13 protein-coding genes and 1 pseudogene are annotated in these 17744 nt (G+C 71.5%); 8 read left to right on the top strand and 6 right to left on the bottom strand.

The genetic code is table 11. From position 1 onward, the window contains the following. Positions 1-594: 594 nt before the first annotated feature. Positions 595-1026 carry a hypothetical protein gene (locus BI06_RS42680; RefSeq protein ID WP_043477786.1) on the top strand — a complete coding sequence of 144 codons (432 nt, stop codon included), beginning with the start codon at positions 595-597 and terminating at the stop codon, positions 1024-1026. Positions 1027-1148: 122 nt separating this feature from the next. Next, positions 1149-1535 (top strand): annotated as a pseudogene (locus BI06_RS54470) (transporter substrate-binding domain-containing protein); the annotation flags it as partial. Here BI06_RS54470 and BI06_RS52035 read toward each other — a convergent pair. Beyond that, a complete protein-coding gene (locus BI06_RS52035) occupies positions 1484-1723 on the bottom strand; it encodes a LuxR C-terminal-related transcriptional regulator (RefSeq protein ID WP_233290540.1) in 240 nt (79 codons plus the stop codon). The pseudogene BI06_RS54470 and the gene BI06_RS52035 overlap by 52 nt on opposite strands. A gap of 723 nt (positions 1724-2446) precedes the next feature. Between BI06_RS52035 and BI06_RS42670 the strand changes: the two genes are divergently transcribed. The 4 genes from BI06_RS42670 (at position 2447) to BI06_RS42655 (ending at position 7477) form a co-directional block, all read left to right on the top strand. Then, on the top strand, positions 2447-3490 hold the full coding sequence (locus BI06_RS42670; RefSeq protein ID WP_082559080.1) for a substrate-binding domain-containing protein: 1044 nt from the start codon (positions 2447-2449) through the stop codon (positions 3488-3490). A 155-nt stretch (positions 3491-3645) separates the two neighbouring features. Beyond that, a complete protein-coding gene (locus tag BI06_RS42665; RefSeq protein WP_030395368.1) occupies positions 3646-5223 on the top strand; it encodes a sugar ABC transporter ATP-binding protein in 1578 nt (525 codons plus the stop codon). Then, complete coding sequence (locus BI06_RS42660; RefSeq protein ID WP_030395367.1) at positions 5220-6260, top strand: ABC transporter permease; 1041 nt, start codon at positions 5220-5222, stop codon at positions 6258-6260. Before BI06_RS42665 ends, BI06_RS42660 begins: the two co-directional genes overlap by 4 nt. Positions 6261-6403: 143 nt before the next feature. Beyond that, positions 6404-7477: a LacI family DNA-binding transcriptional regulator gene (locus BI06_RS42655; RefSeq protein ID WP_051742973.1), complete on the top strand. Its 1074-nt coding sequence runs from the start codon at positions 6404-6406 to the stop codon at positions 7475-7477. A gap of 91 nt (positions 7478-7568) precedes the next feature. Here the strand turns inward: BI06_RS42655 and BI06_RS42650 are convergent, their stop codons facing one another. Together BI06_RS42650 and BI06_RS42645 are read right to left on the bottom strand one after the other, a co-directional pair. Then, positions 7569-10037: an RICIN domain-containing protein gene (locus BI06_RS42650; protein WP_043477783.1), complete on the bottom strand. Its 2469-nt coding sequence runs from the start codon at positions 10035-10037 to the stop codon at positions 7569-7571. A 141-nt stretch (positions 10038-10178) separates the two neighbouring features. Then, positions 10179-11627 (bottom strand): RICIN domain-containing protein, encoded by a 1449-nt coding sequence (locus tag BI06_RS42645; RefSeq protein WP_043477780.1) that lies wholly within the window; start codon positions 11625-11627, stop codon positions 10179-10181. A 1132-nt stretch (positions 11628-12759) separates the two neighbouring features. Here BI06_RS42645 and BI06_RS42640 point away from each other — a divergent pair. Next, positions 12760-13590 (top strand): GNAT family N-acetyltransferase, encoded by an 831-nt coding sequence (locus tag BI06_RS42640; RefSeq protein ID WP_051742972.1) that lies wholly within the window; start codon positions 12760-12762, stop codon positions 13588-13590. Between the two features lie 92 nt (positions 13591-13682). Next, positions 13683-13871 carry an ATP-binding protein gene (locus BI06_RS42635; protein ID WP_030395362.1) on the top strand — a complete coding sequence of 63 codons (189 nt, stop codon included), beginning with the start codon at positions 13683-13685 and terminating at the stop codon, positions 13869-13871. A 534-nt stretch (positions 13872-14405) separates the two neighbouring features. Here the strand turns inward: BI06_RS42635 and BI06_RS42630 are convergent. From BI06_RS42630 to BI06_RS42620, 3 genes are all read right to left on the bottom strand, one after another. Next, complete coding sequence (locus BI06_RS42630) at positions 14406-15329, bottom strand: carbohydrate ABC transporter permease (RefSeq protein WP_030395361.1); 924 nt, start codon at positions 15327-15329, stop codon at positions 14406-14408. Next, complete coding sequence (locus BI06_RS42625) at positions 15329-16192, bottom strand: carbohydrate ABC transporter permease (RefSeq protein ID WP_043477939.1); 864 nt, start codon at positions 16190-16192, stop codon at positions 15329-15331. Before BI06_RS42625 ends, BI06_RS42630 begins: the two co-directional genes overlap by 1 nt. 148 nt (positions 16193-16340) lie before the next feature. Further along, positions 16341-17609, bottom strand: coding sequence for an extracellular solute-binding protein (locus BI06_RS42620; RefSeq protein ID WP_043477777.1), 1269 nt, complete (start codon positions 17607-17609; stop codon positions 16341-16343). Positions 17610-17744: the final 135 nt, after the last annotated feature.

The raw sequence follows: 17744 nt of genomic DNA, 5'->3' as shown, positions 1-17744 counted from the left end.
TGCGTGCCGGTGCTCCGCCGTCCGACCGTCCGACCGGGCACCGGCCGTCACGAGCGGTGGGCGCCCGAAAGCGCGCTGCATTCGCCGCCCGCTGTGTCCCCCTCACATTTCGCCGGTGCGGATCGCTGGTTGTCGTGCTCGCAAAGAAACACCCGCGGACTTTCCGGCCGTCGAGGCCGGGGATTCACCGCGAGGCACCGATCCCGCACGTATGCCTTCCGCGACGGATTCCGCGGAACGACCGGCGGGGCCACGCCCGGAAATTCCCCCGCACCGGGCCGGGCCGCTCCATCGGCACTGGCGCCGACACCGGGCGGTACCTGCAACCGCCCCCCACCCTCTGCTCCGCATTCGCCGGCGGACCACTACCCATCATTTCCCCACCATTTCCCCGGCGAAGAGTCGAATACCCAATGACCACCATCGGAGTCCATTCTCTTGAATGTCCGAATCGGCCGGGTATTCTTCACCGCAAGGCCGATCACAACGGGAGAGCCGGGGCGGAAACGCCGCCGGGACCGTGATCGGCCGTCCGCCCGCACGACCGGACCCCCTCCGGGTCCGGCATCTCCTCGAATCCCGTGGAGCCAGCCCATGCGCGTATCCGACAACTCCCCCACCCTGCAGCCGGCCGCCTACCTGTGCCGCCCCCCGAGGAACCCGAGGACGGCGTACGGCGACGGCGAAGCCCTCAGGCACTTCGCCGCCCGCCTCGGACTGCCCGCTCCGGTGTTCTACCTCGACGACGTCCACCCGTCCTCGTGGGGCCACCGGTCCCGACCGCAGTTCGAAACGCTCGTGCGCGCGGTCATCGACGGCACCCACCGACTCCTGCTGATACCGGGCCCCTGGGTCTTCTCCAGCGACGAGGGCCGCATCCGGCTGTCGCTCCGGGTCCTCACCGCGGCCGGCTGCACCCGGGTCCTGGCGCTGCCGAAGCATCACGCGACCGTCCTCCAGGAGCACCCGGCGACGGTCGGCGAGCGCCCCGGACGAGTGCCGGGCCAGCGGAGGCCTTCCGTCTGACCGGAACGCTCCATCCGACACCGCGGCAGCCCGGTGACCACGAACTGACATCGGACCAGGACGGAGGTGCGGCGAGGGAGGAAGGCGGGGCCTCGGGGCGCAGGTGATGCCGATAGTGGATCGTGACACGCGCCCCTCCTCTCGCCGCGGAACCGGATGGGGCGCAGCGCGCCGCCGGGGTCCTGCGGATCGGGTCCGACCTGAACTACCCGCCGGTCGCGTTCCGTGGCGCGGACGGCAGGCCGGACGGCCTCGACCCGGACCTCGCCGAAGCCCTCGGGCGGGTCCTGGGTCTGCGGGTCGAGATCGTCGACACGCCGTTCGACGACCTGATGCCCGGTGTCGACCGCGGGCTTCTCGACGTGGCGATGTCGGGGATCAGCGACACGCCCGCACGGCGCAACGCTCTCGGCGAGGACGTCATGTCGACGGGCCGCCCCGGCGTGGACTTCGTGGACTACTTCGTCGCCCGGACCTCGATCATCGTGCAGAACGGCAACCCGAAGGGCATCCGCACGCTGGACGAACTCATGCCGTGCTGCCCGCCGTGTTGCCGACCGGTTCGGGTGAGGTCGGCGCGGGTGGTGCGGAGTTCGGTGCGGACGCGGGCGACCTGGTTCTCGACGGTGCGGGTGGAGAGGAAGAGGGCGGCGGCGATGTCCTTGTCGGTGACGCCGGTGGCGAGGAGGTCGCGGATCTGTTCCTCGCGCGGGGAGAGTCCGTCGCCGTAGCCGGTGCGACCACGGAGGTCTGGGGGGCTACCGGTCCCGTGCCCAGGTCCGGCCGGAGAGATCCCCTCATCCGAACCGAACAGCCAGCGACACCGTCACACGGCAATCAACATGTCGAGGGGTAGCCCGACCACCTCCCCACAAGACCGAACCTCCGTCGGCCCCGACCAGGCCCGGAACAGCAGCGCCCGACCGAGGGAGCACCGCCCGCACGGCGTCCGACCGGAGGGTGCGTGCTGCGCTTCCCCCGGGCGCCGCCGCCTCCGTCGGACGCCGCGGTACGGGAGGAGGTGCACCGACCTCCCATCTCCCACTGCTGCTGTGCCTTCTGATGGTTCATCGGAAGCGACCGTTCGGCGAGGACGAGGCCCGGGGCGGACGACGATGGTGGGTTCACCGCCCTCCGCACCGGAGCGGACCACTCCGTTCCGTCCGACCACACGTCACAAGGTGGTCTCGACACCTACGTGCTCTTGACGTGACTTCCGAAACAGAGGTGTCATATCCCCACTACGTTCGAGTCTGTTGGTTTCTGACGCATTGTGTTTGCTTTGCTGTTCACCGACAACGTAGTTCCCGCTCAGCCGCGTTCCTCCAGATCGTGGTCCGCCACCTCGGGCCCCACGTACCAGCGCCCCACCGCACCCGGCACCCTGCCGTCAACGGGTGCGGTCCCGAAGGAGCTCCCCATGTTCCGTACCACCAGCCGGACCGTCGCCGCAGCGGCACTGCTGCTCAGCCTCGGCCTGACGACCGCGTGTTCGACCGGCAAGGAGGCCGCCTCCGGCGGAGACGCCGCGGTCGCCAAGGTCGACGGCAAGATCTCGATCACCTACCTGCAGAAGCAGGGTGACCAGGAGTACTTCGTCGGCGAGGCCGCCGGCGCCAAGGCGAAGGCGGCCGAGCTGGGCATCGACCTCAGGGTGGTGAACCTGGGCAACGACGCCAACAAGACGATCAGCGAGGTCCAGGCGGCCGTCGCCCAGAAGACCAACGGCATCATCATCGTGGTGCCGGACCCTGCGGTCGGCCCGCAGGTCGTCCAGGCCGCGAAGGACGCCAAGCTGGCGCTGCTCACCTCGGACGACCAGATCTGCACCAACGGCCCCGACCCCTCCACCTGCGCCAAGGAGAACCTGGTCCCCCGGATCGGCTTCTCCGGCAGCCAGATGGGCGGCGAGGTCGGCAAGCGCGCCGCCGAGGAGTACAAGAAGGCGGGCTGGAACCCGGCCGAGACCCGCACCATCTCCGCCTGGAAGCAGGACGTCACCGTCTGCGGCGACCGGGTCAAGGGTGCCAAGGAGGCGTTCGGCGCCGCCGCGCCCGGCGTCCAGAACATCGACGTGGCCACCGACAACACCCCGACCGGTGCCCAGGACAAGATCGCCGCGACCGTCACCGCCAACCCCGGTGTGAAGAACTGGGTCGTCTGGGGCTGCAACGACGAGAACGTGCAGGGTGGCGTCACCGCGCTGGAGAACGCCGGCATCGGCGCGGACCGGGTGATCGGCGTCGGCATCGGCGCCTACCTCGCCTGCAAGAACTGGGGTTCCGGCAAGCCGTCCGGCATGAGGGCCGCGCTGTTCATCAACGGCAAGGACGTCGGCGCGCTGGCCGTCCAGACCATGTACGACAAGCTCAAGAACAGCAAGGAGTTCCCGAAGGAGGCGTTCGCGCCCACCACCATGGTCGACGCGGCCACCTGGAAGTCCGCCGGCGTCACCTGCGGCTGACCTCCCCGAACGGTCGGCGCACCCACGCGGCCCCGACCCGACCCGCCTCCGGCCCCACCAGCTGCCCTGACCCGGGGCCGGAGGCGCTCGGCCGGACGTCCCCGCCGCCCCGATCGGCCCCACCCACTCCCCGACAGACCTCCCGAGGACCCTCCATGAGCAAAGCCCACGACCCGACTCCCGCCCCGCGCCCGCCCACCGGCCAGGGCCCGGCAGGCTTCGCCGGCGTGCACCAGGTCACAAAGCGGTTCGGCGCGGTGCAGGCGCTCGGCGGAGTCACCCTCGACTTCCCGGCCGGTCAGGTCACCGCCCTCATGGGGGAGAACGGCGCCGGCAAGTCCACCCTGCTCAAGATCCTCACCGGCGACCACCAGCCGACCGAGGGCCACGTCGTCCTCGACGGCCGCCGCATCGACCTCGCCTCGCCCGCCCAGGCCCGCGCCGCGGGCATCCGGATCATCCCGCAGGAGCCGGAGATCATCCCGCACGTCTCGGTCGCCGAGAACGTCTACGCCGGCGCCCTCCCCCGCGCCGCGGGCCGCCGGCTGGACCGCGCCGAACTGCGCCGCCGCATCACCGGCGACCTCCAGCGCCTGGGCTTCGACAAGGTCCTCGACCCCGACCTGCTCGGCTCCCAACTCACCCCCGCCCAGCGGCAACTGGTCGAGATCCTGCGCGCGCTCACCGGCGAGGCCAAGGTGATCGCCTTCGACGAGCCGACCTCCTCGCTCTCCGAGCACGAGGTCGACGCCCTGTTCGCCCTCATCCGCCGACTGCGCGACCAGGGCGTCGCCGTCGTCTACGTCTCGCACCGGATGCAGGAGATCTTCCAACTCGCCGACCGCATCGCCGTCCTGCGCGACGGCACGCTCGCCGGCGTCCAGGACGCCGCCACCACCACCGAGGGCGAGCTCGTGCGCCTCATGGTCGGCCGCGACCTGTCCGCCATGTTCTCCCGCACCCGCGTCGCCACCGACCGCCTCGTCCTCGACGTCCGGGGCGTCACCACCGACGACGTCCACGACATCAGCCTGCAGATCCACGCCGGCGAGGTCGTCGGCCTCGCCGGACTCATCGGCGCCGGACGCTCCGAACTCGCCCTCGCCCTCGCCGGCGACCGGCCGATCCGCTCCGGGACCGTCACCCTCGACGGCCGGCCGCTGCGCTCCGGGAGCCCCGGCGACGCCATCCGCGCCGGCCTGGGCCTGGCCCCCGAGGAACGCAAGGCCCAGGCCCTGTTCCTGCACCGCTCGATCCGCGACAACACCTCCACCGTCGTCCTGGACCGCCTGCGCCGCTTCCGCTTCGTCAAGCGCGCCGCCGAACGCGAACTCGCCCAGGAGTACACCGACCGGCTGCGGGTACGGACGCCCTCCGTCGAGCACGAGGTCCGCAAGCTGTCCGGCGGCAACCAGCAGAAGGTCGTGCTGGCCCGCTGGCTCGCCCGCAAGCCCAAGGTCCTGATCCTGGACGAACCCACCCGCGGGATCGACATCGGCGCCAAGGCCGAGATCTACCGGATCATCGCCGACCTCGCCGCCGACGGCGTCGCCGTCCTCGTCATCTCCTCCGAACTCCCCGAGATCCTCGGCCTCGCCGACCGCGTCCTCGTCATGCAGAACGGCCGCGTCACCGGCGAACTCGACCGCGCCGACGCCACCGAGGAGGCCATCCTCAGCCTCGCCATGGCCGACGACATCGCCACCGTCCCCACTCCTGGAGCATCCGCATGAGCACCACCACCGGCACCCCGCCCGCAGCCAAGGCCGGCGGGAACCTGCCGCACACCTCCGGCGGCGCGACCAGGATCCTCGCCTCCGTCGGCGCCCAGAACCTCAGCCTGATCGGCGCCCTCGTCGTCGTGCTCGCCCTGTTCGGCACCCTCAACGACAACTTCCTCAGCCTGGGCAACATGCAGGTCATCGCCGAGGCCGCGACCATCACCGGACTGCTCGCCGTCGTCCAGACCGTCGTCATCATCATCGGCGGCCTCGACATCTCCGTCGGCTCCCAGGCCGGCGTCGCCTCCGTGGTCAGCGCGATGGCCTTCACCAGCACAGGATCCAACCCCTACCTCGGCATCGCCGCCGCCCTGGCCGTCGGCGTCCTCGTCGGCATCGTCAACGGCCTGGTCATCGTCTACGGCCGCGTCAACCCCACCATCGCCACCCTCGCCGGCCTCGCCGCCTACAAGGGCCTCGCCCAGCTCCTGTCCGACGGCCGCGCCCAGGGCTACGTCCTCAACGACGACCTCTTCGTCTTCCTCGGCCGCGGCAAGATCGCCGGCCTGCCCGTGATGGTGTGGATCCTCATCCTGGTCGCCGTCGCCGCGCACGTCCTGCTCAAGTACACCGACATCGGCCGCAACATCTACGCCATCGGCGGCAACGACACCGCCGCCCGCCTCGCCGGCATCAGCATCAACAAGTACCTGATCGCCGTCTACGGCCTGATCGGCGTCGTCGCCGCCGTCGCCGGCGTCCTGCTGACCGCCCGCACCGGCAGCGGCCAGCCCGTCTCCGGCAGCGAGGGCCTGGAACTCAAGGCCATCACCGCCGCGGCGCTGGGCGGCGCGGCCCTCAAGGGCGGCAAGGGCGGCATCGGCGGCACCCTGCTCGCCGTCGCCCTGCTCGGCTGCCTGGAGAACGGCCTCACCGTCCAGGGCGTCAACTCCTTCTGGCAGAACGTCGCCCAGGGCTCCCTGCTGGTCATCGCCGTGGTCATCCAGCAGCGCCGCAGCGGCGAACGCCCCATCGGGCTCCCCGCCTGACCTGGCCGACCCACTTGACCCTGCGCCCAGGCCCCGTCCGTCCCCCGGTCTCTTCCGGGGGACGGACGGGGCCGGCCTGTCGGCCCCGCCCGCTGATCACTGCCGCTACGATGTCCGCGCAGACATCAGCGGAAGGGGCCGGCATGAACAGCGCGGCGAAGCCCGGCGCTGCCGCGCGTTCCGCCCGGCGCCCGGCGTCCCAGGCCGACGTGGCGGCCCTCGCGGGAGTGTCCTCGCAGACGGTCTCCCGGGTCGCCAACGACCGGCCCAACGTCGAACCGGAAACCCGCGAGCGGGTGCTCTCCGCCATGCGCATGCTCGGCTACCAGCGCAACAGCGCGGCCCGGGCCCTCACCCTCGGGCGCTTCCACGCCCTCGGGGTGGTGACCTTCGACGTCACCGCGCAGGGCAACGCCCGGACCCTCGCCGCGATCTCCCGGGCCGCCCAGGCCGCCGGCTACTCGGTCCACGTGGTCTGCATCGAGGACGAGACCGAGGAGGCCGTCCAGCGCGCCGTCCGCCTGCTCACCGACCAGGCCGTCGACGGTCTCGCCGTCATCGAGGCCCAGATCCTCGACCGGCCCGGCTTCGACATCACCTCCGGTGTGCCGGTCGTCGTCGCGGACGGCGATCCCGACCGGCGGTACACCTCCGTCGACACCGACCAGGCGGCGGGCGTCACCGCCGCCGTCCAGCACCTGCTCGGCCTCGGGCACCGGACGGTCCGGCACATCGGCGGCCCGCAGAACTCCTACGCCGCCCGCCGACGGGCCGCCGCCTGGCACAGCGCCCTCGAGGCGGCCGGAGCCCCCGTGCCGCCGATCGACTTCGGCGACTGGACCGCCGCCTCCGGCTACGCGATCGGTCGGCGGATCGCCGCGCAGCCGGACGTCACCGCCGTCCTCGCCGCCAACGACCAACTGGCGCTCGGCCTGCTGCGCGCCCTGCACGAGGCCGGGCGCCGGGTGCCGGAGGACGTCAGCGTGGTCGGCTTCGACGACATCCCCGAGGCGGCCTTCTTCGTGCCGCCGCTGACCACCGTGCGGCAGGACTTCGACGAGGTCGGGCGCCAATGCGTGGCCCGGCTGCTCGACCGGATCGATCCGCCGGCGAGCGAGGGCGACCCCGTCACGGCTGTGGTGGTCCGGCCCGAACTGGTCGTCCGCGCCAGCACCGCCGCACCGCCGCCCGTCCGGCGCGCGCGACGCACCTCCTGACCGGTCGGGGCCGGTACCGCGGGCGCACACGACGGACGCGCGCGTCCCCGGCCGTCGACCGGGCTGGGGACACGCGCCGCCACCCGGCGGGTCAGCCGATCCTGAACCGCTGCCCGGCACCCGCTCCGCAGGGCTCCTGCACCAGCGCCGCTCCCGGCTCCGCGGCGTTCGCCGCGACGGCCAGGCACTTGCCGCTGTGCCGCGCCACCAGCGCCGACCAGCCGCCGCCGGTGGGACGGACCCACCACTCCTGGTTCCACGCCCCGCTGCACCCGTACTGCACCACGGGGGCACCGTCGGCCGTGGACTCGCCCGCCACGTCCAGGCACAGCCCGCCGGCGCGCACCACCACCGACACCTGGCCGGGGCTCGCCGCCCGCAGCGACCACTGCTGGCCCGGGGATCCGGTGCAGCCGGCCTGGACGACGGCGCCGCCGGCGGCATCCACGCCCCCGACTGCCTCCGCGCACAGGCCGCTGCGCCGGACCGTCACCGGCTGCCACACGTCCGCGGCCGCGCCGCGCACCGACCAGGACTGGTTGCTCCCGGCGGTGGCGGGCCAGACGCCCACCGACGCACCGTCCCACCGGGCCGCGGCGCCGACGTCCAGCAGGAGCCCGCTCGCCCTGTTGACGAAGGTGCCGCGCCCGTCTCCGGTGCTGGAGCGCATCCACAGCTGCTTCGCCGCGTTGCCGGGATCGGCGTAGCCGAGGGTGCCCGAGGTCACCGCCAGCGCCCTGCCCGTGGCGGCGTTGGCGATCCGGTAGGTCGCCGTGCTGTCCCAGCTCCCGCCGACCCGGGTGATGTTCCACTTCTGGCCCGGGTCGGCCGGGTCGGGGGTGCGCTGGACGGGCCCGCCCTGGGCGGAGGGTCCGGCCGCGAGGGCCAGGCCGCTGTTCCCGTTCAGCAGTTGCCGGGCGTCACCGGCCGGCGTGGCCGCCGTCGAGGCGTTCACCCCGGACGTGCCGGGCAGGACGAAGGTGGTGACCGACCCGGGCCCGACCGTCGTGGTCAGCGTGGCGGCCGCCGTCACGGTCAGGTCCGCCTCGCGCCGCAGGTCCTTGGTGGCGTCGGTGGTGTAGCGCTGGACGGCGGTGCCGGTGCCCGGCTTCTGGTAGCCCGCCAGGTCGAGGGTGAGGGACTGCGCCGCGCCGGTGTCGTTGGTGTGGACGACGACCGTGCCCGCGCCGCCCGGCCGCAGGGCCGCCAGGGTGGCGGCGGAGTCGGTGGCGACGACCCGGGCGCCGGGCCGCACGAACCGGGTGTAGTTCGCCATCGCCCAGTACTTCTTGTTCTTGCGGACGGGCTCGGCGCCGGGGTCCTCGGGTGTCAGGTCGACCTGGATAAGGCCCCAGTTGGAGTTCTCGTGGGCGGGCGTCATGTTCTCGTAGTCCTCGACGGCCTGCCAGAGCACCCAGGCCCGCGGTTCGAGCTCCTTGAGGTCGCCGGTGATGCGGTCGGCGAGGTCGAGGGCGGGGTCCATGTCGGTGAAGTCCTGCGGTCCGCTGCCGCCGAGGTCGACCTCGGACATCCAGAGCGGCTTGCCGGAGCCCTTGGCGATGTCCCGGGCGCCGACGCGGTCCCGCGGGGTGTAGGTGTGGACGTTGAGCTTGCCGATCGCCGAGCGGGTCGCGGCCGGGTAGGAGTTCCAGTCGTCGCGGAACATGGCCGGGTCGGTCTCGTCCATCGCCGCCAGCGGTGTGGCCAGGCCGGCCGCGTCCAGCGCGCCGCGCAGGCTCCCGATCATGCGCGCCTGGGAGGCGTAGTCCCAGTGGGAGCCCTCCTGGGGGCCGCCCGCGCGCCAGTACCCGGTACCGGGCTCGTTGACCGGCGACAGGGAGCCGAAGGTGACGCCGGTGGACTCCTGCACCCGCTTGACGGCCCCGGCCAGGTAGGCGGCGAACTTCTCGTACTGGTCCGCGCGGAGGTTGTCCTGCCAGCTGTTGACTGCGCCGGAGACCAGGCCGCTGTTGGTCATGAAGTACGGGGCGGAGTTGGAGTACGCCTCGAAGGTGTCGGCGCCGCGGCTCTTCGCGGCGGTGAGCCACCAGCGCTGGTCGGCGTCGGCGGCGGCGTTCCAGAGGTCGGGGTTCGCCGGGTTCCACCAGTCCGCCGGTCCGGGACCGCCGCCGGGACCGCCGCTGGGTCCGCCCGCCTGCGGGGCGTTCTGCGCGGGACGGTTCCAGTAGCCGGGAACGGCCGCGCCGGGCCGCATGTACGGCGCGGTCTCGGGGCTGTCGCCGCCGCCGATGTTGTAGCGGGCGACGGTGAGGCCGAGGCCCTCGGCGCCGAAGAGCTCGTCGGCCAGCCGGTTGCGCTGGGCCTCGGGCCAGCCGCCGGTGACGTTGGCGAACCAGCCCAGCGAGGTGCCCCAGCCCTGGAAGGGCTGCTGCTGGTAGGAGGGGTCGAGCCGGACGGTGAGGTGGGCGGCGGGGCCCGGTTCGGCGGCCGCGGCCGACTGCGGCGGGGCGAGCAGGCCGGCGCCGGCGGCCGCGACCGCGACGGCCGCCGTGAGGCAGCTGCGGGCCGGGCGGTGCCGGGGCTTCGTTCGGGGTGCCATCGGTCCTCCAGGGACGGGAGCGGGCAGGCGAACGGCACGCCCCTCGGGTGGGGGGAGGGGCGTGCCGTCGGGGAGCCGGGAAGGAGGGTGGGGCGGGGCCGTGCCCGTCCGGCGGTGGGGCGGGCGGGGCCGGGCCCGGGGTCAGACCGTGACGGTCCGGCGCCCGAACTGCTGGTTGGCGCCGTTGTTGCAGGCCCACTGTTCGAGGGCGGCGCCGTCGGTGGTGGCCTGGTTGACGACGTCCAGGCACTTGCCGCTGTGCCGGGCGATCAGCCGGACGTTCCCGGAGCCGTCGGCCACCCGCTGGACCTGCCACTGCTGGGACGGGACATCGGCGCAGGTCCCCTGCACGGCGAGGGCCCCGTCGGCGGTCGACCCGCCCTCGATGTCCAGGCACTTGCCGCTGTGCCGGGCCATCACCTGCACGTAGCCGGTGCCGAGGTTCTTCAGGAAGAAGTTCTGGTTGGCGCCGTTGCCGCAGGTCCACTGGAGCAGCCGGGCCGACTCGCCGAAGGAGTAGTCGCCGACGTCGACGCACTTGCCGCTCTGCCGGCCGACCAGCTGCTGCCAGGTGGCCTTGAGCGGGGCGATCCGGCCGGCGGCGGCGTTCACGGTGATCTGCGGCGAGTAGCCCAGCGTGAGGGTGGTGTCGGTGGGGAAGGCCAGCGGGAGCCACACGTACTGCGAGTCGTTGACCGTGCCGCCCGTGGAATTGCCCCAGCGGTCGCCCAGGTAGAGGTAACTGGTGCCCTGACTGCCCGCCACCGGCAGGACGAAGGCGGTCTGGCTGGCATAGGTGACGCCGTCACCGGCGTCCCGCAGTCCGCTCCAGGTGCCGGTGATGCTGCCGGCGGTCGCGTACTTCTGCTGGTTGGGGGCCCAGCCGCTCGCGCCCGAGGTCAGCAGGAAGTACACGCCGTTGCGCTTGAACAGGGCCGGGGCCTCGCGGGACTCGCCGTTCCACAGGCTCTGCACCTGCGCGTCGATGCCGGTGTAGTCGGCGGTGAGGCGGTAGACGTGCAGGTCGCGGTTCTCGTTGGCGGCGGAGACCATGTAACCGGTGCCGTCGTCGTCGACGTAGGTGGTGATGTCCCGGGACATCGCCCCGAGCGGGCGGAAGCTGCCGCGCCAGCTGTAGTCGCCGTCGACGGTGGAGGACACCGCGACGGCCGCCCGGGCCTCGCTGTAGTCGGTGGCGCTGCCCTCCTTGTGCATCCACATGACGAACTGTCCGGTGCCGGCGTTGTACATCACCTTGGGGCGCTCGATGTTCGCGCCGGCCAGTTCCGGGTCGGTCGCCTGCGTCAGCACGTGCCGGCGGAACTCCCAGGTCTTCAGGTCGGTCGAGCGGTACGCGGAGACGTAGCGGAACGAGTTGTCGGCGTTGCGGTTCTCGCCGAACCAGTAGTAGTAGGCACCGACCTTGATCACACCGCCGCCGTGGGCGTGCAGCGGGTTGCCCGCGGTGTCCGCGAACCGGGTCCCGTTGGTGACCGTCACGGTGACCGCCTCCGCCTGTCCGGCGCCCTGGAACAGGGAGGCGCACAGGGCCAGCACGGCAGCGCCGACGGCCGTTCTCAAACGCAGCATGTCCACACTCGTCCTTCGGTCGACGACGCGCCAGCGGGCCGGTCGTGGCGCGGCGGACCGTCCGGCCGGTGCGCGATCCGCGCGGCCGGTGCGGGTGGTCCGCGCGGCCGCGCCGACGCCTCCGCCCGGGCCGGGCGGCGGCCGGGATCTCTCGCGGGCGCATCGTGGGTGGGGTGGCACCGACCGTCGGCGACAGCGCGTCCGTCGCTGATGTTCGCGCAAACAATCGGGGTGATGGAGAGTTTCAAAGTGCTGTTCGGTTGTGTCAAGGCTTCTGACCGATTGACAGGCGGAGCGGGGCAATTGGACCCGAACCATCCACCAGGGGCATACGTACGACCACGCATCGTCATGTTCGGGCGTTGCTTTTCGTTGAGTTCTGTTCGATCGAGGAGTGGGCTGCTACATACTGGGAGACGTGATTTCCTTTCCAGCCCCGCTGCCTCGCCGGGGCAGGGCCAGTGCTGGACCGCAGAGGTTCGCCGGGTTGGCGCTGCCGGGCCATCGGCCGGTTGGAGGTCGCGAGACGTTCAGCTCGGAAGGGGAGCGACGGCAGAGCCGGTCAGGGCCCCCGGACTCACGGACCCCTGCCCGGACCCTCGGTGGGCGGGAGGCCGTCCCCGCCTACTCGGCTCTGACGACGAGGACTTCGTCGTCCGGGACGCGGAAGGAGCGCACCGACCCCCAGAACGACGTCAAGCCCGACCGCATTGAGCACGTTCTGGAGCGCTTCCCGGACCGCACGTTCGCGTTCGACGAGTTCGGCCCGCTCGGCATCCGGCGTCGCAAGGGCACCGCACTCAAGGCGATCCGCGCCGCCCGCCGGGACGGCGCCCCGGTCTACGTGAGCCCGGACAACCTCTCCGCCCACAACGGCAAGAAGACGGTCCGGACCCGCGAACTGCACGCCTACCTGCGCTGGCGCAACGCCAACGCCCGACACCCCGACGTCTTGGCCGCGCAGCGTCGCGAACGCGCCCGCATTCCATCCGGATCCGCAGCCGCAGCCGCAGCGAGAAAGGCATCCGCCGGGGCGGCCGTCTCCCGACGCGTGCCGCGTGATCGGTCACGTCTGCGGGGAACAGGAGGAAACTCAATGGCGGGGCCGCCCACCTCGTGCTGGAGTGGGCGGATGGATCACGAAGAAGTGCTCGCCCTGTTCGACCGCCGGATGAGGCGCGACGCGCGGCCCGACGCTGCCGGAGCCCGCGTCGAGCGTGACGGCGACGTCGTGCGGCAGGTCGGCGAGGATCACGACTGGAACGGCGTCCTCTGGTCGGACCTCGACGATGCCACGGCGGATGCGGCGATCGCGGCGCAGGTGCGCTACTTCGGCACGCTGGGGCGCGAGTTCGAGTGGAAGGCATACGCCCACGACCGGCCCGGCGATCTCGGGAGGCGGCTGCGCTCGGCCGGGTTCACGGCCGAGCCCGAGGAAGCGGTGATGGTCGCGCGGATCCAGGATCTGCCCGTCGACATCGCGCTGCCCGAGGGCGTCCGCCTGCTCCCGGTGACCGATCCCGCAGGAGTGGATCTCGTGGTGGACGTCCACGAGCAGGCCTTCGGCACCAGCGGAGGCGGTCTGCGGCAGCGGCTGCTCGCCCAACTCACCCAGGACTCGGACACGGTCAGCATGGTCGTCGCGATGGCCGGCGACCTGCCCGTCTGCTCGGCGCGGATGGAACTGAACCCGGGCACGGAGTTCGCGGGCCTGTGGGGCGGCGGCACCGTGACCGCCTGGCGGGGCCGGGGGATCTACCGGGCCCTGGTCGCCCATCGCGCCCGGATCGCCGCCGACCTCGGCTACCGCTACCTCCAGGTCGACGCAACCGACCAGAGCCGCCCCATTCTCCAACGACTCGGGTTCGCCGTCCTGACCACCACGACTCCGTACGTCTACCCGCCCCAGCGCAACGACCGCGAAGCGCAGCGCGGCAACGCGGCCACCGAACACACCCGGTGAACCTTCTCGGTCACAGCACCAGGGTGGACGGGCGGGAGCGCGGCAGTCCGTCCCCTCCGTCGTGGAGGCCGCGGATCCGATGGGAGCACGGTGTGGACGACCACGGTGGTGGAACGGCTCCCGACGGCGCCCGGGGCTTCTCCTTCACGGGGCGGGACACCGAGTTGCGCGCGCTGCTGGGCACGGTGTCCGGGGTGCGTCCGGCGGTGGTGCTGGTCGAGGGCGAGGCCGGGATCGGCAAGTCCCGGCCGGTCGCGGAGGTGTCGATCACCGCCGCGTGATGGGTCGGGCCGTGGGTGTCGACTCCGCCGGTGATGTCCGGGCCGTCGTGCGTCATGCCGGTCATGTCCGTCCTTGCCGCTTGTCCGAGCCGGGGGCGGCACGCGCCGGTCGGGCGGGTGGACAAGACAGTGACGGGGCCTCTGGCCAGGCTCCTGTGAAGTCACAGCGCCCGTCCGCCGCGTGCGGGGTGATGCAGCCGATGAGCCGACAAATCCGGGTCACCACGAACATCATCACTGTCAGTCGACGGTCCAGGTCTGCACGGCGGAGCGGGTGTCGGGCTGCAGGCTGCTCGTCCTGTGGCAGCAGTACATCGAGCCGACAGTGCGACAGGGCATGAATGGCGCTCGAACATGCTCCAAGAGTGAGCTTTTCGAGCAGCTTCAACCACGAAGGTGTCAGGGCGCCGCGCGGGCGTCAAGGCCTACCCGGTCGTAGCTTCGACCGCTTCCGTACCCGGTGGGCCGGGCATGCCGAAGGGCCCGCCCCCGGGCTCGGGGCCGGGGACGGGCGCTCGGGGGCGCGGTCCGGGGCTACTTCACGGATCCCGCGGTGAGGCCGGAGACGACCTTGCGCTCGATCAGCGCGAAGAGGACGACGACCGGCACGATGGCGATGACCGAGCCGGCGAACAGGAAGTTCCACTGGACGGTGTAGTTGCCGATGAAGCTGTTGATGCCCACCGTCAGCGGCTGGTTCTCCGGGACCGTGGACAGGGTCAGTCCCATCACGAACTCGTTCCAGGCCGCGATGAAGGTGAAGATCATCGCGGTGACGACCCCGGGCATCGCGAGCGGCAGGGTGATCCGCAGCAGCGCCCCGCCCCTGCCCAGTCCGTCGATCATGGCGGACTCCTCCAGGGCCACCGGGATGGAGGCGAAGTAGGCGGTGAGGATCCAGATGGCGAAGGCCAGGTTGAAGGCCGCGTTGCACAGGATCAGCGTCCACACCGAGTTCAGCATGTCCAGTTGGTAGAACTCGCGGTAGAGGCCGACCAGCAGCGAGGTGGGCTGGAACATCTGGGTGACGAGCACCAGCAGCAGGAACAGCTTGCGCCCGCGGAACCGCACCCGGGCGGTGTAGTACGCGGCGGGGACGGCGACCAGCAGCACGAGCAGGGTGGACCCGGCGGCGACGAGCAGGGTGACGCGGAGGTTGTCGCCGAGGTGGGACTCGCGCCACACGTCGACGAAGTTCGCCCACTCGAACGAGGACGGCAGGTAGCCGGCGTCGCGCAGTTCGTCGGCCGGCCGCAGTGCGGTGATCACCATTTCGGCGTACGGCAGCAGGAATCCGGCCGCCAGCAGCCAGGCGGCAGCGGCGATCAGCAGGGTGCGCGGGCGCAACGTTCGGGCGGAGCGCGGAGCGCCGGCCCTCGTGGTGCGGGCGGTCTTCGCGGTGCGGGCGGTCACGGCGGGCGGGGCGGTCTCCGCCGGCGCGAGAGTGGAGCGGGCCATCAGTTCTCCTCCTGGTTCCAGCGGCTGGCCTTGAGGAAGACGACGACCATGACGACGACGAGGGCGAAGTTCACCACGGACATCGCGGCGGACTGCCCGATGTCCGAGTTCTTGAGCTGGTACATGAACACGGTGGTGGTGGCGGTGTCACTGTCCGGGCCGCCGTGGGTCATGCTCCAGATGATCGGGAAGGAGTTGAAGACGTTGATCAGGTTGATGACCACTCCGACCAGGAACGCCGGCCGCAGCAGCGGGAGGGTGATCCGGAAGTACGTCTGCCAGGGGCCGGCGCCGTCCACCCGGGCCGCCTCGTAGACCTCGCCGGGGACGGTCTGCAACCCCGCCAGCAGGGTGTAGGTGGTGAAGGGCAGGGAGACGAAGACGGCGACGAACATCATCCAGGGCCAGGCCGTCGCGGGGTCGCCGAGCCAGTCCCGTGGGCTGTCGATCAGACCGAGGTCGGTCATGAGGGTGTTGAGGACGCCCGCGGTCTGGTTGAGCATCCACTTGAAGCCGATGGCGGTCATCACGACCGAGGCGGCCCAGGGCGCGATGAGCGCCCAGCGGGTGAGGCGCCGGCCGGGGAACCTCTGGTTGAAGAGCTGGGCCAGCGCCAGGGAGACCAGCATGGTCGCGCCGACCACGACCACGGTCCACACCACGGTCGACAGGACGACCGAGGGCAGTGACGGTTCCGCGAACAGCTGCTTGTACTTGTCGAACCCGGCCGAGCCCCGGACGAATCCGCTGCTGCTGATCCTCAGGAAAGAGGTGCGGACCATCTCGTAGACCGGCCAGAGGACGACCAGGGCGATCAGCAGGACGGCCGGCCCGATCCAGGGAAGCGGTCCCAGCCGGGCCAGGCCGCCCCTGTCCTTGCGGACCGGGCCGTCCTTGCGGAGCGGGCTGCCCTTGCGGAGCGGGCTGCCCTTGCCGGCCGGGCCCGATGTGGTTGAAGTGGTGGACACGAGGGAGTGCCTGCCTTCCGTGACAATGCGGTGCGCGGGCTGCCTACTTGTCGGAGACCGCTGCCTCGGCCTTCTTCTGCAGCTCCCCCAGGACCTTCGCCGGGTCGTTCACGGCTGTGCCGCCGCTCTTCTTGATCTCGGCGGAGACGGCGTCCCAGGCGGTGTCGCCGAGCGGGTAGAAGGCCGCGTTCGGCAGCAGCGCGAAGAAGGGTTCGAGGTCCGGGTGCTTGCCGCTGCCGGTCATGTCCTTGAGGGTGTCCTCGGTGACCGGCATCAGGTTGTAGAGCTCGTCGAACTTGAGCGTGTTCTCCTTGGCGTACGCGAAGTCGAGGAACGCGCGGACCTGCTCCTTGTGGCCGGGGCCCTTGAACGCCATCATCCAGTCGGCGACACCGAGCGTGGACTTCAGCGCACCGGCCTTCCCGGGGATCGGCGCGACGCCGTAGTCGACCTTGCCGTCCTTGGACATCTGGATCAGCGAGGGGTGGCCGTTGAGCATCGCGGCCTTGCCGGCCGCGAAGTCCGCGAAGGCGGTCTTGCGGTCCGTCGTCGCGGGGTTGGCGTAGGTCAGGCCGGGGGCGACGAGGTTCGTCTTCAGCCAGGTGAACGCGTCGATGTTGGCCTGGCTGTTGAGCGTGTAGGCGCCCTTGGGGTCGGTGAGACCGCCGCCGTTGCCGAGCTCCCAGATCAGCGACTCGCCCTGGGCCTCCTCGGGGCCGAGCGGCAGCGCGTAGGGGGTCACGCCCGGCACCGCCGCCTTGATCTTCTCGGCGGCGGCCCTGACGTCGTCCCAGCTCTTGGGGGCCTCGGTGATGCCCGCCTGGGCGAAGAGCGCCTTGTTGTAGAAGAACGCCCGCGCCGAGGCGACGAACGGGATCCCGTAGGGCTTGCCGTCGACCTCGCCGGCCTTGGCGAAGCTGTCGATCAGGTTGGTCCGGGTCGGCTCCGACAGCACCTCGTCCGCCCGGTAGAGCAGGTTGTCGGCGACCTTGTCGGCGTAGCCGCCGGTCTGCAGGACGTCGGGCACATTGCCGCTCTGGATCATCGTCTTGACCTGCGAGTCGATGTCGTTCCAGTTGATCACCTGGACGTCGACCTTGATCTTCGGGTTGGCGGCGGTGAACCGGTCCGCCACGTCCTTCCAGTAGGACGCCGAGCTGTTCGAGGCCTTGTCGCCGTAGTCGGCGGCGACCAGCTTCAGCGTCACGTCCTTGTCGGCGGAGGCCGTGCTGCCGCCGCCACTGCCGCAGGCGGTGAGGGCGAGCGCCCCGAGGGCGCAGGCAGAGACCGCTGCGAGAGAGCGCTTGTTCATCGTCAGTACCGCCTTGTCTCCCGGCCGGTCTCGACGACGCGGCCCAGTGGGGTCCGGAAACTGCCGCAGAGTTCGGAGCGTGCATACATGTGGAAGATTCAAGCATGTTTCGCTCATGAACGAGCATCTGCGGTG

Source organism: Kitasatospora sp. MBT66 (genome assembly GCF_000710405.2).
Lineage (GTDB): Bacteria > Actinomycetota > Actinomycetes > Streptomycetales > Streptomycetaceae > Kitasatospora > Kitasatospora purpeofusca.
The sequence above is the reverse complement of the archived record's forward strand: the minus strand, read 5'-3'. Positions and strand labels throughout refer to the sequence as shown.